A 17,442-nucleotide genomic window follows, 5' to 3' on the forward strand; every position below is an offset into this window, starting at 1 on the left:
TGAAAATTTTCACAATTCCGGCAAATTACCCGTCAATGTTAGCTGGCCTTTAAACTTACATTAAGAATTAGACACTTAACCGGGAATTAACATACTGATGGTAACTTACCAACATAGTAAGCCCAGTAGTAAACAAAATCGTACGACTATGATCAGCACAAAAATTCTTTACAAAGCAGTTTTTAAAAAAGATCAAATTGATGACCAGTATAAGTTTCAGCCTTTGCCGTCGCCATCCGGCAGCTACCCTTACCGTTTAGATGTAGGCCAACAGCCTGTAGCGACACCGGTGCAGTCGATGGTCTTCCACATGGTAGGTGATACCGGCGGATTGAAACATCCTGAATCTCAGCAGCAAGTCGTAAGTCAGATGTCCCAGCAATTCCTCAATTGCGGAACGGAAGAACAACGCCCCTCATTTTTATACCACCTGGGAGACATTGTTTATCACTATGGAGAGGCCAACCAATATGAATCTCAGTTCCTAAAACCCTACGATAATTACCCGGGTCCGATCTATGCCATTGCAGGCAATCACGACAGTGATGTGAACCCTGAATGTGAAGAAGAATACAGCAGCCTGGAGGCTTTCTATGCGGCATTCTGCAATGTCTGCCCCAAGACAATTTATTTCGGAACGGCAAGCAAGCGCAAAAGCCAGGTACAACCTAATGTATACTGGACGATGCAGGCCCCATTGGCGACGATCATCGGGCTGCATACCAATGTACCTAAATATGGATACATCGAAAAGGAGCAGCAGCGCTGGTTCGTCAATGAGCTCAAACACGCCGCATTGCATAAGGCTGATAAGGCGATCATTGTCTGCATGCACCATGCACCTTATTCGGCAGACAACAACCACGGCTCCAGTCAGCCCATGATTGAGTTCCTGGAATCTTCATTTGAGGAAGCCGGTGTAAGGCCAGACATCATCTTCAGCGGCCATGTCCACAATTACCAACGCTTCCACAAACAATATAGTGATGGAAAAACCCTTCCTTTTATTGTTGCAGGTGCTGGCGGATTCGACGAGCTGCATGCCCTTGCTGATCCGCAGGGACCGAACATGAATGCCAACAGTAAGTTGCTGGACGAGATACATCTGCAAAATTACTGCGACAACAAACATGGCTTCCTTAAGATTGAAATTGAGAAAACACCCTTCAGCTTCGCCATCCATGGCAGCTACTATACCATCCCGGCACTGGGTGTCAATGTGGAAGATCAGGAGGCGCAGTTGTTTGACACGTTTAAGGTAGATCTTACCGGAAGATAACCCGGGACACTCTATTTTTTCTGTATGACTACAATCATGGGTTGATGTGACCATCATCACCATCCTAAAACCATTGTTTTCTGATCTTTATCACACGAAAGATTAACATCAGAAAGCATGAAAACGATAGAAGATCTTCAACTCGAAAATGAGCTCCAGGAGCTTCATCTGGTTACAAAATATTGGATATCAAATCTGGAATTTCACAAGAGTGAACTCAATTTTTTCCAAAAACTGTCGTTAAGATATGTTGGGGCAGATAAAGAAAAAATGAAAACCCTGAAAACACTTGTCCAGAGAACAGCTGTGCTGAAGGAAAAAATCACCGAAACAGAGGATGCGCTTGCTGCGCACCTGAAAGTGATTGAACCGCTGATGGTCAATCCCCAGGAAAATATTACTATCTTATTCCTCAACAGGCACCTGGACATGGAACAGGAAGTCAGCGACCTTTTTGCACATTACAAAATCGTCAGACAGGAAGTGTTGGACTTCGCAGATCAGTCTATCGCAGCGAGGTGTTTTGAACAAAACATGAATATCAACCCATCATAATATATCAATGAATCATCAAAATCATATTTCAGCAGAAGAAGCAGTAAAAATCGTTAAATCCGGAGACCGGGTATTCATTCACGGCAGCGCCGCCACACCAATACACCTCGTTAAAGCATTGCAAGCCAGACATGCAGAACTCAACAACGTCGAGCTAACCAGTATCACCACCCTTGGCGATATTGACTTCAACGATCCTACGTACAGCAGCAGCTTTTTTTTCAATTCTCTATTTGTATCCGCCACTACCAGGTCTGTGGCAAACAGTGCCCATGGCGATTATGTACCTGTATTTTTAAGTCAGATCCCTAAACTTTTCAAAGAAGGCTTTCTTCCTTTAGATGTTGCGCTGGTGCACGTTTCAGAACCTGATGCACATGGCTATTGCTCCCTGGGCACCTCCGTAGATATCGCAAAAGCGGCTGTAGATACCGCGAAGTACGTTATTGCACAGGTAAACCCAAGGATGCCAAGAACACACGGACATGGATTCGTTCACGTCAGCAAGTTCAACGCCATGGTATACCATGAGGCAGAACTGCCGGAAGTAGACTATGGATTGAAAATTACAGATGCCATGGTGACCATCGGTCAGCACATTGCCTCCCTGGTTGACGATGGTGCCACCTTACAGCTCGGCATCGGCGGTATCCCAGATCAGGTATTGAAAAACCTGACCAACCATAAAAACCTGGGTCTGCATACAGAGATGCTTTCTGATGGTGTCATTCCTCTGATCCAGAGCGGGGTCATCAACAATAGCCAGAAAAAGGTAAGCAAAGGAAAGTCCATTACCTCATTTATGATTGGAACGAGAAAATTATATGATTTCGTCAATGACAACCCTATGATCAGGGTCATGGAGATTTCACATGCCAATGACACCAGTCTGATTCGTCAGAACCCGAAGGTGACTGCCATCAACTCCGCAATTGAGCTGGACCTCACCGGTCAGGTTTGTGCAGATTCCATGGGTACTTATCAATATTCAGGCATCGGCGGACAGATGGACTTTATCCATGGCGCTTCGTTATCCAATGGAGGTAAACCAATTATCGCATTGCCCTCCATTACTTCAAAAGGCATTTCAAGGATTGTTCCCTTCCTGAAAGAAGGTGCCGGTGTGGTGACCACGCGTGGACACGTACACTGGATCGTAACAGAATACGGTAAGGTAAACCTCTTTGGAAAAAGCCTTAAACAACGTGCACAGGCATTGATCAGCCTTGCGCACCCGATGCACCGTGAGACGCTCGACCGTGCATTTCATGAAAGGTTCAAAGTTTAACAGCTAAAACAGGACGTCGCTCAAACCGGCGTCCTTATCAAAAACACTCTTCGCATAAGGACATAAAGGAAGGATTTTTATCTTGTTTTCACGCGCGTAATCCACAGCTTTAAGTACCAGCGCCTTCCCTACACCTTTGCCTGAGAAGTCTGGGTTCACCTCGGTATGGTCAATAATGATCTTACCGGGGCCCGCCCATACATAACTCATCAGCCCTGCCTCCTTTAACCCCTCAAGTGCCTTGAAATAACCTTTTTTCTCTGTGTTTTCCTGTTCTATATTCATAAAAGTATTTTTCTAATCTGGATAAAGTATTGTTGTAACCGGGATGGATAACCGGTTAACTGATGTTATTTAACCTGCTTGCCCTGCGGCGGCAAAGGCACAAAATCTGTTTCTCCCGGCACCGGCGCAAATTGCTGGTCCTGCCAGCGCTGTTTGGCTTCCTCAATCTTCTCTTTTGATGAAGCAACGAAGTTCCAGTAGATGAACCGTTCCTCCGGAAAGGCATCACCTCCAAAGATGTAAACCACCGTATTTTCCTGCATGGTAAATTCACACAGCCGGCTGTCACTGGCCACAAGGATCTGCTTTGGACCATAAATATACCCTTCGCTTTCTATCGCCCCCTGAAGGATATAAAGCGCACTCTCCCCAAACAGATCAGCTCCGATAGCAACTGTCTGCCGATCCCGGGCTTTCAGTTCAAGAAAATATAACGGACTGTATACCGGCACCGGCGATTTTCTGCCAAAAGCTTCACCCGCAATCAGTTTATAGGCAACCCCAGCCTCTTCCCAGTAGGGGATATCTGCGGCTTCAATGTGAAAGAATTCAGGTTCCATCTCTTCCAGCTCCTTTGGTAAGGCCACCCAGATCTGCAGTCCGTGCAGCATCTTATCAGAACTACGCAGGTGGACAGGCGTGCGCTCAGAATGCGCAATACCCCTTCCGGCTGTCATCCAGTTCACCTGTCCGGGTTCAATATCAACATGACTACCAAGACTATCCCTGTGGGTAATGCTGCCTTCAAAAAGGAAGGTAAGTGTCGACAGTCCAATATGGGGATGTGGAGGAACATCAAGATTCTCATGATCACTCATACTGGCGGGGCCCATATGATCAATAAAAGCAAATGGGCCGACCATCCTCTTCTCCCGAAAAGGCAACAGTCGTCCCACCATAAAATTGCCAATGTTACTCGGCCTTTCTTCTATAATCAGTTTAATATTTGACATGGTATCATCGCTAATTTTCCGGCATTAAATTACTCCAATATAGCGTAATTGTCGGGAAATTCCGGCTAATTATCAAACTATGGATTCCGCAGGCAACGCTGGCAGAAACAGTTTCTCCAGATGCGCTTTGTAAACCAGCATGTCCTGTTCAATGTCAGCATTTTTCTCTACATCGTGAAAATGCATACTTTGAAGAGGTTTCAGACCGATAAAGGCATTCATCCGGTGAAAGCCAAATAAAGGCCCCTGGTCAACACTGGTTTCCATGAAAAACTCTCCTGGAAGCGTAAAGGCTTCCTTAGGCGCATTCCAGGAGGTGGTAACCATATATTTCTTGCCCTGTAGCATGCCACCTGTTCCATAGTTTGCTGTAGGATTTTCATTTGACCGGCCGTCGCTTCGGTAAATCCCATTCCTGTGACCTGCACTGAAAACTACGTCGAGGTACTTTTTAAACTCGTGGGGCAGCTGGAACCACCAGATTGGTGTATGGTAAATGATCAGGTCTGCCCATACGTATTTTTTTACTTCTTCGGCAGGATCATAAACATCATTGATGTTCGTAATCCGAATTTCCACCCCTTCCTGCTGGCTGAAAAAACTAATGGTTTCATTGGTGACTGTGGCATTGAAACGACCTCCGGAGTGTCCGAAAACCTGACCGCCATTTATGATTAAAACTTTCATTGTGATATCTGTTTTGATTTGACACTACAAAATTAAAGCGCCGCATTGTATAATTAAAATAAGATAAATCATACATTTGTATCATAATTATAATACCTGGTATATGATTAATCTGGAATGGTTCAGGACCTTCAAATCGATTTATGAGACGGGAACGCTCACAGGAGCCGCAGAAGCACTATACATTTCCCAACCGGGTGTCAGTCTGCACCTCAGTTCGCTGGAAGCTTATGTGGGCTACAAATTATTTGACCGGACATCTAGAAAGATGGTGGCCACAGAGCGCGGCAAGGTCCTCTACAATTACATTCAGGAGGCGGTGGCCAAACTGGAAACAGCAGAACATCATTTTCATAAAAGCACAGAAAAGGACACACCAACGATCAGCATTGGAATGTGTTTCGAAACTTTTCAATTTACACTGGAATCGTATCTTCCCCAGCTCCCCTTCAACATCATCATCAAATTCGGGGAGTATCCGGAGATGCTGAACGACCTTGACAATGGCATCCTTGATTTAATTATCACTCCGCAGAAAGGAGAATCCCCGGGCATTTCCTACAAGCCTTTTTCAAAAGAAAGGATTGTGCTGGTAGCAGGTAGCGAAACTGATCTGGCAGGATTGGAAGGCATCGATACCAAAAAGCAACTGCAAGAATTTCAGCAATGGCTGAAGGCTCAAACCTGGTATGGTACTACCGCCGACATGGAACATATGCAGCGTTTCTGGCACACAAATTTCAATAAAAGGCCCGATTTCAAACCCAATTATATCGTACCTAACCTCAGCTCCATCATCCGTTGTATCAGTGGCAAAAATGGACTGGCCATTATTCCAGATTTTCTATGCAAAAAAGAAATAGAAAGCGGCCAGATCAAGGTCATCTGGGAAGGAAACAACATCCTGGAAAACACACTTTACTTTTCTACACGAAAAAAAACCATTTATGCAGGAGAGATTCAGACCATAGAGGATATTTTTGTTAAGGAAATGACTTAGTAAGTTCTTTATTATATCACTAACAAGACTAAAAGCTAAAATTATGTGGATAGATCAGTCATCATTAAGTCAATTGTTCTATTTCGGTTCATTTTTTGACGTCAACAGTTTATTTTCCCAAAAATAGTGGCGATGAAGATTTTACTTATTGAGGATGAACCGGGTCTGGTATCTGTAATTATCAGAGGGCTGACCGAAGTTGGCATGCAGATCAGCGTTGCAGGAGATGGGCTGGTAGGCCTCGAGATGGCTATGAAACATGATTTCGACCTCATCATCCTGGACATCATGTTATCAGGCATGAATGGCATCCAGGTGTGCAGGGAAATCCGCAAGGGAAACAACAATGTACCGGTACTGATGCTCACCGCCCTGAGCAGTACAGAAAACATCATCACAGGTCTGGACAGTGGGGCCGACGACTATCTGGTAAAGCCTTTTAAGTTTGCCGAGCTGGAAGCCCGCATCAGGTCGCTGGTCAGGCGCAGCAAGGTGGTCAGCAGTCCGCGCAGCACACAGAGCATTTCAGGGCTTGAGGTCGACACACTCGCAAAAACTGTTTCCAGAGACGGCAAAACCATCAACCTCACCGCTACAGAATACAGGCTACTCGAGTACTTTATACAAAACCAGAATGTGGTGCTTTCCAGGATCCAGATTCTTGAGAATGTATGGGATATAGATTTCAATATGGGCACCAATGTGGTAGATGTCTATATCAATTACCTCAGAAAAAAAATAGACAATGGGTATCAGACCAAATTGATACACACTGTATTTGGCATGGGGTACATCTTTAAATCACAGGCTCCAAATGAAGATACAGACTAAGATTACCCTACTCTTCTTCTGCATGTCGGCCATTGGGCTGATCCTGCTCAACGCATCTATCTTTTATTTTGTCAGCCAGTTCAACTTTGAGGATTTCTTTGACCGTCTTGACGCCAGGGTTAACCTTGCTGCCCAAACCAATATTTATCCGGATAAAAACTCGTCTGCTTATGAGGAAGTGAGGGCCAGGTACCTTGAAAAGCTCGAGGAAGAGAAAGATTACATCATTAAGATCAATCCTGAAAACAACAAGTTCAAGAAACCTTTGCCACTGCCGCAAAGTTTCTACAAAGCCATTCTGGACAACGGACGGGCGAGATATAATGAAGAAAACCACTTTTACGTTGGAGCAACCTTCAGTACCTCCTTTGGTAAGTACATCGTGATCGTTGCCGCATCAGACCCTTATGGCTTCCAGGAGCTACAGGAACTGAAACGTGTACTCATCATCAGTTTCGTGATCTCTTTGATCCTTACCTATATTGCGGGTGCCGTACTCTCCCACTACACCATCCAGCCGGTCAGGAACATCACCCGACGGGTAAAGAGCATCAAGGCCAATAACCTGCATTCCCGACTTGACGAACTCAAAGGGCGGGATGAAATGTCAGAGCTGGTGTCCACCTTTAATAACATGCTGACCAGGCTCGAAACAGCCTTTGAAACACAGAACAACTTCATCAGCAATGCTTCCCATGAATTGCGGACCCCTTTAACCATCATTACCAGTGAAACAGAGTTGCTCCTTTCCGGCCAACAGCTCGATGCTTCAACGACGCACTCCGTAAAAACAATCCTTTCAGAAGCGGAGAAGTTACAGCACATCCTGACCAGTCTTCTTGGCCTGGCGCAATCTGGTTTCGATGGAAAGAAACAAAACTGGCAGCAGATCCGCGTTGATGAGCTGGTACTGAATGTCGCCGATTCTGTAAAAAAGATAGACCCCAACCGCGTCATTGACATCGACTTTTCCGAACTGCCGGATGATGAAGCCTACCTATACACAGAAGGAAATGTCAATCTCCTGCAACTCGCCATCAGTAACATCGTGATGAATGGCTGCAAATACTCCAATAATCAGCCCGTTAAGATCCAGGCCAGGTTCCGGGACAATCTGATTATGGTCATCGTCACAGATCGCGGCATTGGCATTCCCGAGAAAGACCAGCAGCATATCTTTGAACCTTTCTTCAGGGCCTCCAACACAGGGAAGTTTGAAGGTTACGGTATTGGACTGCCCCTTACCCTCAACATTATCCGCCTTCACAAGGGTTCCATCGGGATCAGATCTGAAGTGGAAAAGGGAACAGAAATACAGATTATATTACCCGCACTGAATAGAATTGCCACCAGTTCCTGATCCAACTGAAGTTATTTTTAACAACTCTCTAATGTCCACATACCACATTAGAGCGAAAAACAAGACAAACACCTGTAAAACAACAACTTAAACAAAATACATCTCCTTATATTAGACACAAACTCTAATGAGTATCTAATACCATTGTTATCTCAGCTTAATAATTGAGCGGTAATATTGCATTGTAAATATTTAATTGTCAATCATTTAAAATTATTTCTATGCAGACCATTCTGGTACCAACCGATTTTAAGCTCAGCTCCCTGGATTGTATACCATCACTATGTGAGCAGACTGGTGGAAAAGACCTCAGTCTTATTTTCATGCATATGTTCAAACTATCAGACTCCATTGGAGACCTGCTGATGTTATCGCGCCGAAGCAAAGAATATGAACATGTAAGTGATGAATTCTACCAACAATGCGAAGCATTAAAGGCAAAATTTCCGCAGATCAAATCGCTGAAAATAGATTTCTTCTATGGGAACACCTTAATTATGTTTAGAAATTACCTGGAAGCACACTGCATTAACGAAGTGCTGGACCTGAACCTCTGCTCCACAGGCATCCTGAATAAGTCAAGCTTAGACCCTGCCATGCTCATAAAAAAATGCGGCCTGAACACCTTGAAAATAAACCTAATGAAACCGATGCGTCCCGTTCAGGTCACTACCTCCGAACGCCTGGAAGTATTAGAAGAAGAGCTTCTGAAAGAAGCTTAATTGAAAACCATTTAATCCATCGTATCATGCTGTTAAAAGAGAATATTCCAATTAAATACATTTTCGGAAAGATCCGGAAAGAACTGATCCTTGTGACCATTTATGCAGTACTGATTGCACTGATGTATAAAAATTTCCATTTCACAAGGATATCCATCCCCATCGCGGTGCCGACCATCCTGGGAACAGTGATCTCACTGCTGCTGGCTTTTAAATCCAATCAGGCTTACGACCGCTGGTGGGAAGCCAGGACTTTATGGGGCGGGATACTGAACGAATCCAGAACGCTTACACGGCAGCTGCTTACCTTTGTCGACACCAATTACGGTTCCGATGAAGAGAAAGCCTTTTGTGAGCGCATGGCCAAACGGCAGATCGCCTGGTGTTATAGTCTGAGCAGACACCTGAGAACACAGGATCCGCTTTACCATCTGGAGAAATGGATTTCTTCTGAGGACCTGGAGTACGTAAAAAACTATACTAATATACCTGTTGCATTGCTTGAACTGCAGGGGAACGATCTTCGTCATGCTTATAAGCTGGGTTGGATCAATGAATTCCAACAGGTGGAGATCGACAGGACACTGACGCGTCTTACGGATCTGATGGGTGGCTGCGAACGCATTAAAAACACGATCTTTCCTGCAACCTACAGTGTATACATTCACTTCTCCTTGGTGTTATTTATCATGCTCCTTCCATTCGGTCTGATTGAATTCTTCGGAATCGTAGAAGTACCTTTGGTTATTGCCATCTCCTGCTCTTTCTTTCTCATTGAGAAGATGGCCATTCATCTGCAGGATCCATTTGAAAACATGCCTACGGATACGCCAACAACAACGATATCCAGAACTGCTGAACGAGACATCAAGCAGATGCTGAAACAAGCTTATAAAGCTGACGAGAAACACAGTGGGGCAGCTCTCGCATCATCAAAAGTCTTTTACATACTCTAAAACAAAGGCCCGGTCATTAACCCCGGGCCTATATTATTTTTAAAGTTCATCTGATGTCCTTTGATTCTGAATCTCTTTGGATAAAAGGGATTCAGTATTAGCAATACATCATAAAGAGCCAAAAATTCGCTATATGCATCTTTAGACTTTGGTGGTATTCCAATAATACTGAAGGACCAACAACTTTCGAACTTGATCCCATCTTCCTGAAAATCTTAAAAATTCTCAAAAACAAGAAAGCCTTACCGGAATGGCAAGGCTTTCTTTTAATCTGCTCCCGAGACTGGGCTCGAACCAGTGACCCTCTGATTAACAGTCAGATGCTCTAACCAGCTGAGCTACTCGGGAGTACTGGTTAATCCAAATAAACGCTTCCTGAACCCTTTGGAGAACACAAAGCTTCGTTCGTTTTGGGAATGCAATATTAGGGGTTTTAATTTATTTATGCAATATTTGTATCGAAAAAAAGTGAAATAATTTTAAAACAATCTATATGAGCCTGATAATCATAGGTACTGTAGCTTTTGACGCTATAGAGACTCCGTTCGGAAAAACAGATAAGATAGTAGGTGGCGCCGCAACATACGCCAGTTTAGCTGCTTCGTACTTTTGCAATAAAGTAAAAATCGTAGGTGTGGTAGGTGACGACTTCCCTCAGTCGGACATTGACACCTTTACCGAACATGGCATCGATACCGAAGGCTTACAAGTAAAAAAAGGAGAGAAGTCATTCTTTTGGTCTGGAAAATATCACAATGACATGAACAGTCGTGATACCCTGGTTACAGAACTCAACGTACTGGAAAGCTTCGATCCGATTATTCCGGAGAGTTACCAGGACTGTGAGTACCTGATGCTGGGCAACCTTACACCAATCGTACAGAGAACAGTCATAGAACGTCTTAAAAAGAGACCAAAACTAATTGTCCTGGATACCATGAACTTCTGGATGGACATCATGATGGATGACCTTTTGGAGACCATTAAGCTGGTCGATGTGCTGACCATTAACGATGCTGAGGCACGTCAGCTTGCAGGTGAGTATTCATTGGTTAAAGCGGCGAAAAAGATTTTGGCTATGGGTCCTAAGTACCTGATCATTAAAAAAGGTGAACATGGCGCTTTGTTGTTCAATGAAGATAAAATATTCTCTGCCCCTGCCCTTCCACTCGCAGAAGTATTCGACCCGACCGGTGCAGGTGATACCTTTGCCGGTGGTTTCATCGGATACCTGGCAAAAGTAGGCACCATCAGCTTTAACAACATGAAAAATGCCATCATCTTTGGCTCAGCACTTGCATCTTTCTGTGTAGAGAAATTTGGAACTGAAAAAATCCTCAACCTGACCGAAGAAGAAGTCTCGGCCAGGATCAAGGAGTTTGTAAGCCTCAGCGCCTTTACCATTGAGTAATGTTATACAAGTAAAGAACTGCAACTGCCCCGGAAATTGGAAGATTGCCGGGGCAGTTTTATTTTAACCGATTTATTTTATACGAGTTTCCCTACCGCATCAAACTTTTCAAAGACACCTTCTGCATGTGGCGCGTCTGCCAGCTCATCCGTCAGGTCCTGTCCCGCCCAATGCTCATAGTGTTTACCATTGCGCCATAACCGGCTCTCCGTGACATCGTAGATCACGCCAAGGTAAGCTACCCATATCTGAGGTTTATCCTGGCCGTTCCTTAGTGCCAGCTGCTGTTTGGTATATATCGGGAGTTCTGCCATGATCAGGATCAAAAATAGTGTAAAAAAACACTGATCCGCGATCAAAATATCTGGAAACAAAAAAAGCGCCCTAACACTGATCGGTTAAGGCGCTCGGAAAAGAAGCAAAATCGACTAAACGACTTCAGCTCCTAAAATTTCTTTGGAATACGTTTTCAGGTATTTCTTTAGAATCTGACGTGCAACGTGGATTCTTGTTTTTACCGTTCCTATAGGGATCTGCAGCTCATCTGCAATCTCGTGGTATTTGAATCCCTCAAAGTATTTGATAAAAGGAACATAATACTCAGGCTGTAAGGTAGAAAGTGCTTTATTGATGTCACCAATCACAAACTTACTATCGCTCGCATTTTTTGCAGCACTATAATGAAGATTGGCCGACGAGATGTCCTCCGACTTGGTGATGAGCGCATTCGTTTTCACCAAACGCCTGTAGTTATTGATAAAAGTATTTTTCATGATGGTGAATAACCATCCTTTTAAGTTGGTTCCTTCTTTAAATTTACTGTAGTAGGTCACTGCTTTTAACATCGTATCCTGCACCAGATCGTTTGCATCTTCAACATCTTTAGTAAAATTTAAAGCGAATGACTGTAAAGAAACCGAATGGTCGTTTAACTGGAGGTTGAATTCATTTTTTGTCATAATGTTTTAATTTTTAGGATTAATACGCAAACAAACAAGGTCATAGGAGTGGCGTCCTGATGTCTGTCTAATTTATACCCTAATCAATATGCAACATATGTACCAAAAAACGCCTGAAAGCCGTTTGCAGCAGATTAAACCCCCTATGGGCAGTCTATGGAGAAGTGTCACAGCATATTTACTTCTCTTTCAAGTTTGACCCCATATTTGGCCTCCACTGTAGTGATGATCTTTTCTGAAAAACTATACACCTCTTGTCCTGTAGCTCCGCCGTGGTTCACCAACACCAGTGCCTGATTTTTCCATGTTCCGGTATGGCCTGAAACCAATCCTTTAAACCCGCACTGCTCAATCAGCCATCCCGCCGCAAGCTTCTCCCCTCCTCCAGGCATCGTATAATGTACTAAATCCGGGAACCGGGACTTTAGCCGTTCAAACTGCTCCAGGTCGATCACCGGATTTTTAAAGAAGCTGCCTGCGTTTCCGATCGTTGATGGATCCGGCAACTTACTCACACGGATCCTTGCCACAGCAGCAGACACATCCGCTATGGCTGGAGCAGCAATTGCCATGCGATCCAACTCTGCCTGAATGGCACCATAGCTGGTATTCACTACCGCATTCATGCTGAGTTTGAACGTGACACTACTGATGATGTATTGTCCCTTCAGCTCATTTTTGAAAACACTCTCGCGGTAACCGAACTTGCAGTCCTCCGCAAAAAAAACTTTCGACATACCGGTTTGGATATGATAAGCCGTACAGCTGTAAAAAACATCCTTCAGCTCCACACCATAGGCACCAATGTTTTGAACTGGTGAAGCACCAACCGTTCCCGGAATGAGGGTCAGGTTTTCTACACCAGCATATCCATGCTCCACGCAGTATCCAACAAAATCATTCCATACCACGCCCGCGCCGGCCGTGACAAACACATCGTCTCCCTTTGTGCGGGCGTCAATCCCCCCAATGCTCATTTTAATCACAAGACCGTCAAAATCTTCTGTAAACAGGACATTGCTGCCACCACCCAACACCAGCAACCGCTCCTCCTTAATCATTGCAGAAGACAGCAAAGCCACCAGGTCCGACGGCTCGTTAATCTCTACGAAATGACGGGCATTAGCTTTTAAACGAAAAGTATTGTACGGCAATAACGAAATGTTTTCCTGTAAAACTGGCATATTAATGGTGGATATACTATTCTTTACAAATGTAATTGTTCAGGTTTGTAATAAAGATGTTTAAAAATATATTTAAAAATTTTGTCTATTTTTCGACTGAATTTGAAAGTTTAAACATCAATTAGAGAGAGGGACGTCAGGCTTACTTCATGGAAAATCAGGATAAAAAAAGACACTTAATTATTGAGGCTGCTTTAAAGCGCTTTGCACATTATGGTCTGGCCAAAACAACAATGACCGAAATTGCAAAGGACATTTCTTTTTCCAAAGCCCTCCTCTACTACTATTTCCCAGACAAGATCAACCTGTATGTCAGCGCCATAGAATACCTCATGCACTACATCAGCAGGGATCTGGTCAAATCAATTGATAAAACCAACAGCGTTACCGAGGGGGTCATGAAGCTGCTTCAAAAAAGGCAAACCTTCATCCAGAAGTACTATACCCTATTCGATTCGATTCAACTGATTGGCAGTGAACTCCCTGAAAACCTGAAGGATAAGTTCCATAAAGCAAGAACATTTGAAGTCATCATCATCAGCTCCATGTTCAGTCGCGGGATAGCTAGCGGCGAATTGCAGATGGAAGATCCGAAGCTCACCACTGAAGTATTTATCGATGCACTTCAGGGCATCCACTTCAATATCCTTGCGAAAAGTAAGACCATATTCCCCAATAAAGATCAGTTTAAGCAGATTTTTCAGAAAGAGATGCTGCTAGCCGAGATTTTTCTCAACGGATTGAAAACAAAATAACAAAGAGATTGTCATAATACTGTAAGTTTCGATGGATTTCAAGACATAACTATACTGATCATCAGTTCATGCCTTACCTTTGACTAATAAATACAAAAAGTCAAAAGGTAAAAAGGTAGAATGGTAGAAACAGATAAAAAGAGGGATATTATCATTGAGGGTGCAATTAAACGTTTCACACATTATGGGATCAGCAAAACAACGATGAATGAAATTGCTGAAGACTTATCCGTATCCAAGCCTTCATTATATTATTATTTCCCAGACAAAACAAGCCTGATCCACGGTGTCCTTGAGAAGATTTTCTCGGATTATTTTGAACAGGTTGAAAGAGAAAAACTTCATAAATTCAGGGTGGAAGAGCGCCTGTTGAGTTTCGTAGAGATCAGACACCGCTTTTTCGTCAAGTATTATATGCTGCACCTTTCGGGGGGCAGCCCTGATGCTGCATTGCACTCGGAGCAGCTCATTGGCACCTTCATGGCCATGAAAGAAAAAAACCAGAAATTCCACGCAGAGGTAATGGCTGAGGCTGTAGAAAAGGGCGAGATCGGCGATATTGACGTAGAAGATATGGCCGAGCTGTATCTCGACAGCCTGGCAGGAATCACCTCACTCTGCCTCTTGCAAGGCAATAAACAGCTGCTCCCCAGCAAAAAGGACCTGAAAATGATCCGGGAAAAGCAGCTTAGCCTCTCCAATATATTTATCAAAGGACTTAAATAAATCACGAAGACAAACCACTATCAGATGAATACGATCACCAAAGGGATAAGACTGATTCCGCTGCTCATGCTCGGATTACTATTATCAAACGCAGCCAACGCCCAGCAGACGCTGAACCTGAAGGATGCATTGAACTATGCCATCCAGAACAGCGTCAATGTACGCAAAGCGAAACTAGACATTGACGGCGGAAGGTATAAAACCGAAGAGATCCGCGCGCAGGCATTACCAAACATATCCGGAAATGCAGGCCTTAATTACAACCCCGTAATCGGACAGCTGGTTGTTGGTGATCAGTCCTTTCAGCTGGGAAGAAGCTGGGACGCCAATGCAGGCATACAGCTGAACCAGCAGATTTTCAATCAGCAGGTGTTCACAGGCCTCAAAGCGGCAAGGACCAGTGAAAGCTATTACAACATGACTGCAAACCTCACGGAAGAGCAGATCATCGAACAGGTAGCCAACAATTACTACCAGGTGCTCGTCAACAGACAGCAGCTCAATGTAATTGACACCAACATCAAAAATGTTAAAGTCATTGAAAACATCATTAATGACCAATATAAAAATGGATTGGCAAGAAAGATTGATGTTGACAGGATCAAGGTGAACCTCACCAACCTGCAAACCAACAGGGAGCAGACCATGAATGCCATCACGCAGCTGGAAAATCAATTGAAATTTTCCATGGGGATGCCAATTGAAACACCAATCAGTCTGCCAGTCAACCAACTCGACAACAACCCTTCGCTTCCGGTATTTGCCGACAGCATCAATGTGGAAACAAGGACTGAAATGCGTTTATTAGGCATACAGAAGGAATTACTAACCCTGCAGCGCAAAGCGTACGTGGCGGAATACTATCCCACAATGGCCCTGAAAGCAAACTACTCCTATACTGGTCAGAGCGATAAGTTCGACCTTTTCAAAAGCAATAGTTCTGCCTTCTGGTATGATGCCTCCGCAATTGGTGTCACATTGAGGGTACCCATCTTCAGCGGGTTTGCGATTAGATCTAAAGTGAGACAGGCAGATGTCGATCTGAAAAAAGCAGAAGAGGACAGGCGACAAACCAGGAACTCCTTGAACATGGCTTATGAAAATGCCAAGATTCAATTGAAAAACAGCCTGAACACCATCAACTCTCAACGTCAGAATGTGACGCTTGCACAGGAGATCTACAACAGTACACAAAACAACTACAACAATGGACTTGCTGCTTTAACAGACCTGCTTGATACAGAAAACGCATTGACAGAAGCTCAGAACAGCTATACCCAGGCGCTCCTGAATTATAAGATCGCCGAAATTCAATTAATCAAATCAAACGGAAATATAAAATCACTACTACAATGAAAAGAGTAATTATTACAGTCTTAATCATTATCGTCACTATCGGTGCTATTGCATGGGTGCTGAGCAATAACAAAAAGAAAAATGCGGCAAAAACGGCTATAGTTGCTCAAGGCTCAGGCGCAGTCAGTGTGCGTACTTCCGTTATCAAAAGAGAGCCTATTAACCTTGATTTCAGTGCTAACGGCACCTTTGCAGCCAATCAGGAACTCAACTTCCTTTCAGAGAATGCTGGCCGCGTGACCAAGATCTATGTAGATGAGGGTGCAAGAGTGTCTAAAGGACAAATCCTGGCGCGCATTGACGCAGAGATCATCAATACAGATAAAGAAACAGCACAGGCAACACTTCAGAATGCCATCAGGGACGAGGCGAGATACAGCAGCTCATTCAAAACCGGTGGTGTAACGCAGCAGCAATTGGACCAGGCAAAACTAGCGGTAGAAAATGCACGGCTACGCCTGCAGAGTGCACAAAGAAAAGTGAGTGATGCCAACATCAAATCTCCGATCAATGGCATTGTCAATAAGAGATACATTGAGGTTGGTGCCTTTGTAACCGCTCAGGGTACCCAGCTGTTTGAACTGGTTGATGTTTCCAAACTGAAACTTAAAGTAAGCGTCAATGAATCACAGGTGGCCAACCTGAATATCGGCGATCAGGTACAGATCAAGTCGAATGTATTTCCTGCTGACGATTACCAGGGCAAAGTTACGTTCATCGCTGCAAAAGCAGACAACTCACTGAACTTCCCGATTGAACTTCAGGTGGAAAACAATAAAAAGAACACCATCAAGGCAGGAATGTATGGAACGGCAATATTTAAGTTCCCTAAACAGAATCCGGCATTGACCATTCCTCGTGGTTCATTCGTAGGCAGCGTGAGCAGCAACCAGATTTTTGTATTGGAAAATGGAAAAACTGCCAGGATCAGAAAAGTGGTCCCAGGAAGAATTCTTGGAGAAAACGTTGAAATCGTTGATGGCCTGAAAGAAGGAGAAACAGTGATCACCAGTGGCCAGATTAACCTGGTTGACGGCTCAGAAGTTACGCCTGTTAAATAAGCAGGACTACCAATTCAACCGACAAGAGGCAGCTCGCCAAACCGGGCTACTTCAAACAGTTAAAATATAAATAG

19 protein-coding genes and 1 tRNA gene are annotated in these 17,442 nt (G+C 44.0%); 13 read left to right on the plus strand and 7 right to left on the minus strand.

The features are described 5' to 3' along the window. Positions 1-148 precede the first annotated feature (148 nt). From PBAL39_RS16075 to PBAL39_RS16085, 3 genes are all read left to right on the plus strand, one after another. Positions 149-1,279 carry a metallophosphoesterase gene (locus PBAL39_RS16075; RefSeq protein ID WP_008243366.1) on the plus strand — a complete coding sequence of 377 codons (1,131 nt, stop codon included), beginning with the start codon at positions 149-151 and terminating at the stop codon, positions 1,277-1,279. A gap of 117 nt (positions 1,280-1,396) precedes the next feature. Continuing rightward, on the plus strand, positions 1,397-1,834 hold the full coding sequence (locus tag PBAL39_RS16080) for a hypothetical protein (protein ID WP_008243369.1): 438 nt from the start codon (positions 1,397-1,399) through the stop codon (positions 1,832-1,834). Between the two features lie 7 nt (positions 1,835-1,841). After that, a complete protein-coding gene (locus PBAL39_RS16085) occupies positions 1,842-3,122 on the plus strand; it encodes an acetyl-CoA hydrolase/transferase family protein (RefSeq protein ID WP_008243371.1) in 1,281 nt (426 codons plus the stop codon). Positions 3,123-3,125: 3 nt separating this feature from the next. Here PBAL39_RS16085 and PBAL39_RS16090 read toward each other — a convergent pair whose 3' ends face one another. The 3 genes from PBAL39_RS16090 to PBAL39_RS16100 all read right to left on the minus strand — a co-directional run bounded on the left by PBAL39_RS16090 (position 3,126) and on the right by PBAL39_RS16100 (position 5,047). Further along, positions 3,126-3,407: a GNAT family N-acetyltransferase gene (locus PBAL39_RS16090; RefSeq protein ID WP_008243374.1), complete on the minus strand. Its 282-nt coding sequence runs from the start codon at positions 3,405-3,407 to the stop codon at positions 3,126-3,128. Between the two features lie 65 nt (positions 3,408-3,472). Next, complete coding sequence (locus tag PBAL39_RS16095; RefSeq protein ID WP_008243375.1) at positions 3,473-4,360, minus strand: pirin family protein; 888 nt, start codon at positions 4,358-4,360, stop codon at positions 3,473-3,475. 72 nt (positions 4,361-4,432) lie between these two features. Further along, on the minus strand, positions 4,433-5,047 hold the full coding sequence (locus PBAL39_RS16100) for an NAD(P)H-dependent oxidoreductase (RefSeq protein WP_008243378.1): 615 nt from the start codon (positions 5,045-5,047) through the stop codon (positions 4,433-4,435). 103 nt (positions 5,048-5,150) lie between these two features. Between PBAL39_RS16100 and PBAL39_RS16105 the strand changes: the two genes are divergently transcribed. The 5 genes from PBAL39_RS16105 to PBAL39_RS16125 all read left to right on the plus strand — a co-directional run bounded on the left by PBAL39_RS16105 (position 5,151) and on the right by PBAL39_RS16125 (position 9,916). Next, the gene (locus PBAL39_RS16105) at positions 5,151-6,047 is read left to right on the plus strand and encodes a LysR family transcriptional regulator (protein ID WP_008243379.1); all 897 of its coding nucleotides are present in this window, start codon (positions 5,151-5,153) and stop codon (positions 6,045-6,047) included. Between the two features lie 132 nt (positions 6,048-6,179). Then, a complete protein-coding gene (locus tag PBAL39_RS16110) occupies positions 6,180-6,878 on the plus strand; it encodes a response regulator transcription factor (protein ID WP_008243381.1) in 699 nt (232 codons plus the stop codon). Next, on the plus strand, positions 6,862-8,238 hold the full coding sequence (locus PBAL39_RS16115) for a HAMP domain-containing sensor histidine kinase (protein WP_039866813.1): 1,377 nt from the start codon (positions 6,862-6,864) through the stop codon (positions 8,236-8,238). Before PBAL39_RS16110 ends, PBAL39_RS16115 begins: the two co-directional genes overlap by 17 nt. Positions 8,239-8,459: 221 nt before the next feature. Beyond that, complete coding sequence (locus PBAL39_RS16120; protein WP_008243385.1) at positions 8,460-8,960, plus strand: hypothetical protein; 501 nt, start codon at positions 8,460-8,462, stop codon at positions 8,958-8,960. Between the two features lie 26 nt (positions 8,961-8,986). Continuing rightward, positions 8,987-9,916, plus strand: coding sequence for a bestrophin family protein (locus tag PBAL39_RS16125; protein WP_008243387.1), 930 nt, complete (start codon positions 8,987-8,989; stop codon positions 9,914-9,916). Positions 9,917-10,190: 274 nt separating this feature from the next. Here the strand turns inward: PBAL39_RS16125 and PBAL39_RS16130 are convergent. After that, a tRNA-Asn gene (locus tag PBAL39_RS16130) sits at positions 10,191-10,264 on the minus strand. 145 nt (positions 10,265-10,409) lie between these two features. Between PBAL39_RS16130 and PBAL39_RS16135 the strand changes: the two genes are divergently transcribed. Next, positions 10,410-11,327: a PfkB family carbohydrate kinase gene (locus tag PBAL39_RS16135; protein ID WP_008243388.1), complete on the plus strand. Its 918-nt coding sequence runs from the start codon at positions 10,410-10,412 to the stop codon at positions 11,325-11,327. A gap of 77 nt (positions 11,328-11,404) precedes the next feature. Here the strand turns inward: PBAL39_RS16135 and PBAL39_RS16140 are convergent, their stop codons facing one another. The 3 genes from PBAL39_RS16140 to murB all read right to left on the minus strand — a co-directional run bounded on the left by PBAL39_RS16140 (position 11,405) and on the right by murB (position 13,470). After that, positions 11,405-11,641: a cytochrome b5 domain-containing protein gene (locus tag PBAL39_RS16140; RefSeq protein ID WP_039866847.1), complete on the minus strand. Its 237-nt coding sequence runs from the start codon at positions 11,639-11,641 to the stop codon at positions 11,405-11,407. Between the two features lie 114 nt (positions 11,642-11,755). Next, positions 11,756-12,286, minus strand: coding sequence for an RNA polymerase sigma factor (locus PBAL39_RS16145; protein WP_008243390.1), 531 nt, complete (start codon positions 12,284-12,286; stop codon positions 11,756-11,758). Positions 12,287-12,453: 167 nt separating this feature from the next. After that, complete coding sequence (murB, locus tag PBAL39_RS16150) at positions 12,454-13,470, minus strand: UDP-N-acetylmuramate dehydrogenase (protein ID WP_008243391.1); 1,017 nt, start codon at positions 13,468-13,470, stop codon at positions 12,454-12,456. Between the two features lie 149 nt (positions 13,471-13,619). On the opposite strand from murB, the gene PBAL39_RS16155 reads away from it, so the two are divergent. The 4 genes from PBAL39_RS16155 to PBAL39_RS16170 all read left to right on the plus strand — a co-directional run bounded on the left by PBAL39_RS16155 (position 13,620) and on the right by PBAL39_RS16170 (position 17,368). Continuing rightward, the gene (locus tag PBAL39_RS16155; protein WP_008243392.1) at positions 13,620-14,225 is read left to right on the plus strand and encodes a TetR/AcrR family transcriptional regulator; all 606 of its coding nucleotides are present in this window, start codon (positions 13,620-13,622) and stop codon (positions 14,223-14,225) included. 120 nt (positions 14,226-14,345) lie between these two features. Further along, on the plus strand, positions 14,346-14,951 hold the full coding sequence (locus PBAL39_RS16160; RefSeq protein WP_008243394.1) for a TetR/AcrR family transcriptional regulator: 606 nt from the start codon (positions 14,346-14,348) through the stop codon (positions 14,949-14,951). A 24-nt stretch (positions 14,952-14,975) separates the two neighbouring features. Then, positions 14,976-16,307: a TolC family protein gene (locus tag PBAL39_RS16165; RefSeq protein WP_008243396.1), complete on the plus strand. Its 1,332-nt coding sequence runs from the start codon at positions 14,976-14,978 to the stop codon at positions 16,305-16,307. Further along, the gene (locus PBAL39_RS16170; protein WP_008243397.1) at positions 16,304-17,368 is read left to right on the plus strand and encodes an efflux RND transporter periplasmic adaptor subunit; all 1,065 of its coding nucleotides are present in this window, start codon (positions 16,304-16,306) and stop codon (positions 17,366-17,368) included. Before PBAL39_RS16165 ends, PBAL39_RS16170 begins: the two co-directional genes overlap by 4 nt. Positions 17,369-17,442 lie beyond the last annotated feature (74 nt).

The organism is Pedobacter sp. BAL39, from assembly GCF_000170795.1.
Classification (GTDB): Bacteria; Bacteroidota; Bacteroidia; order Sphingobacteriales; family Sphingobacteriaceae; genus Pedobacter.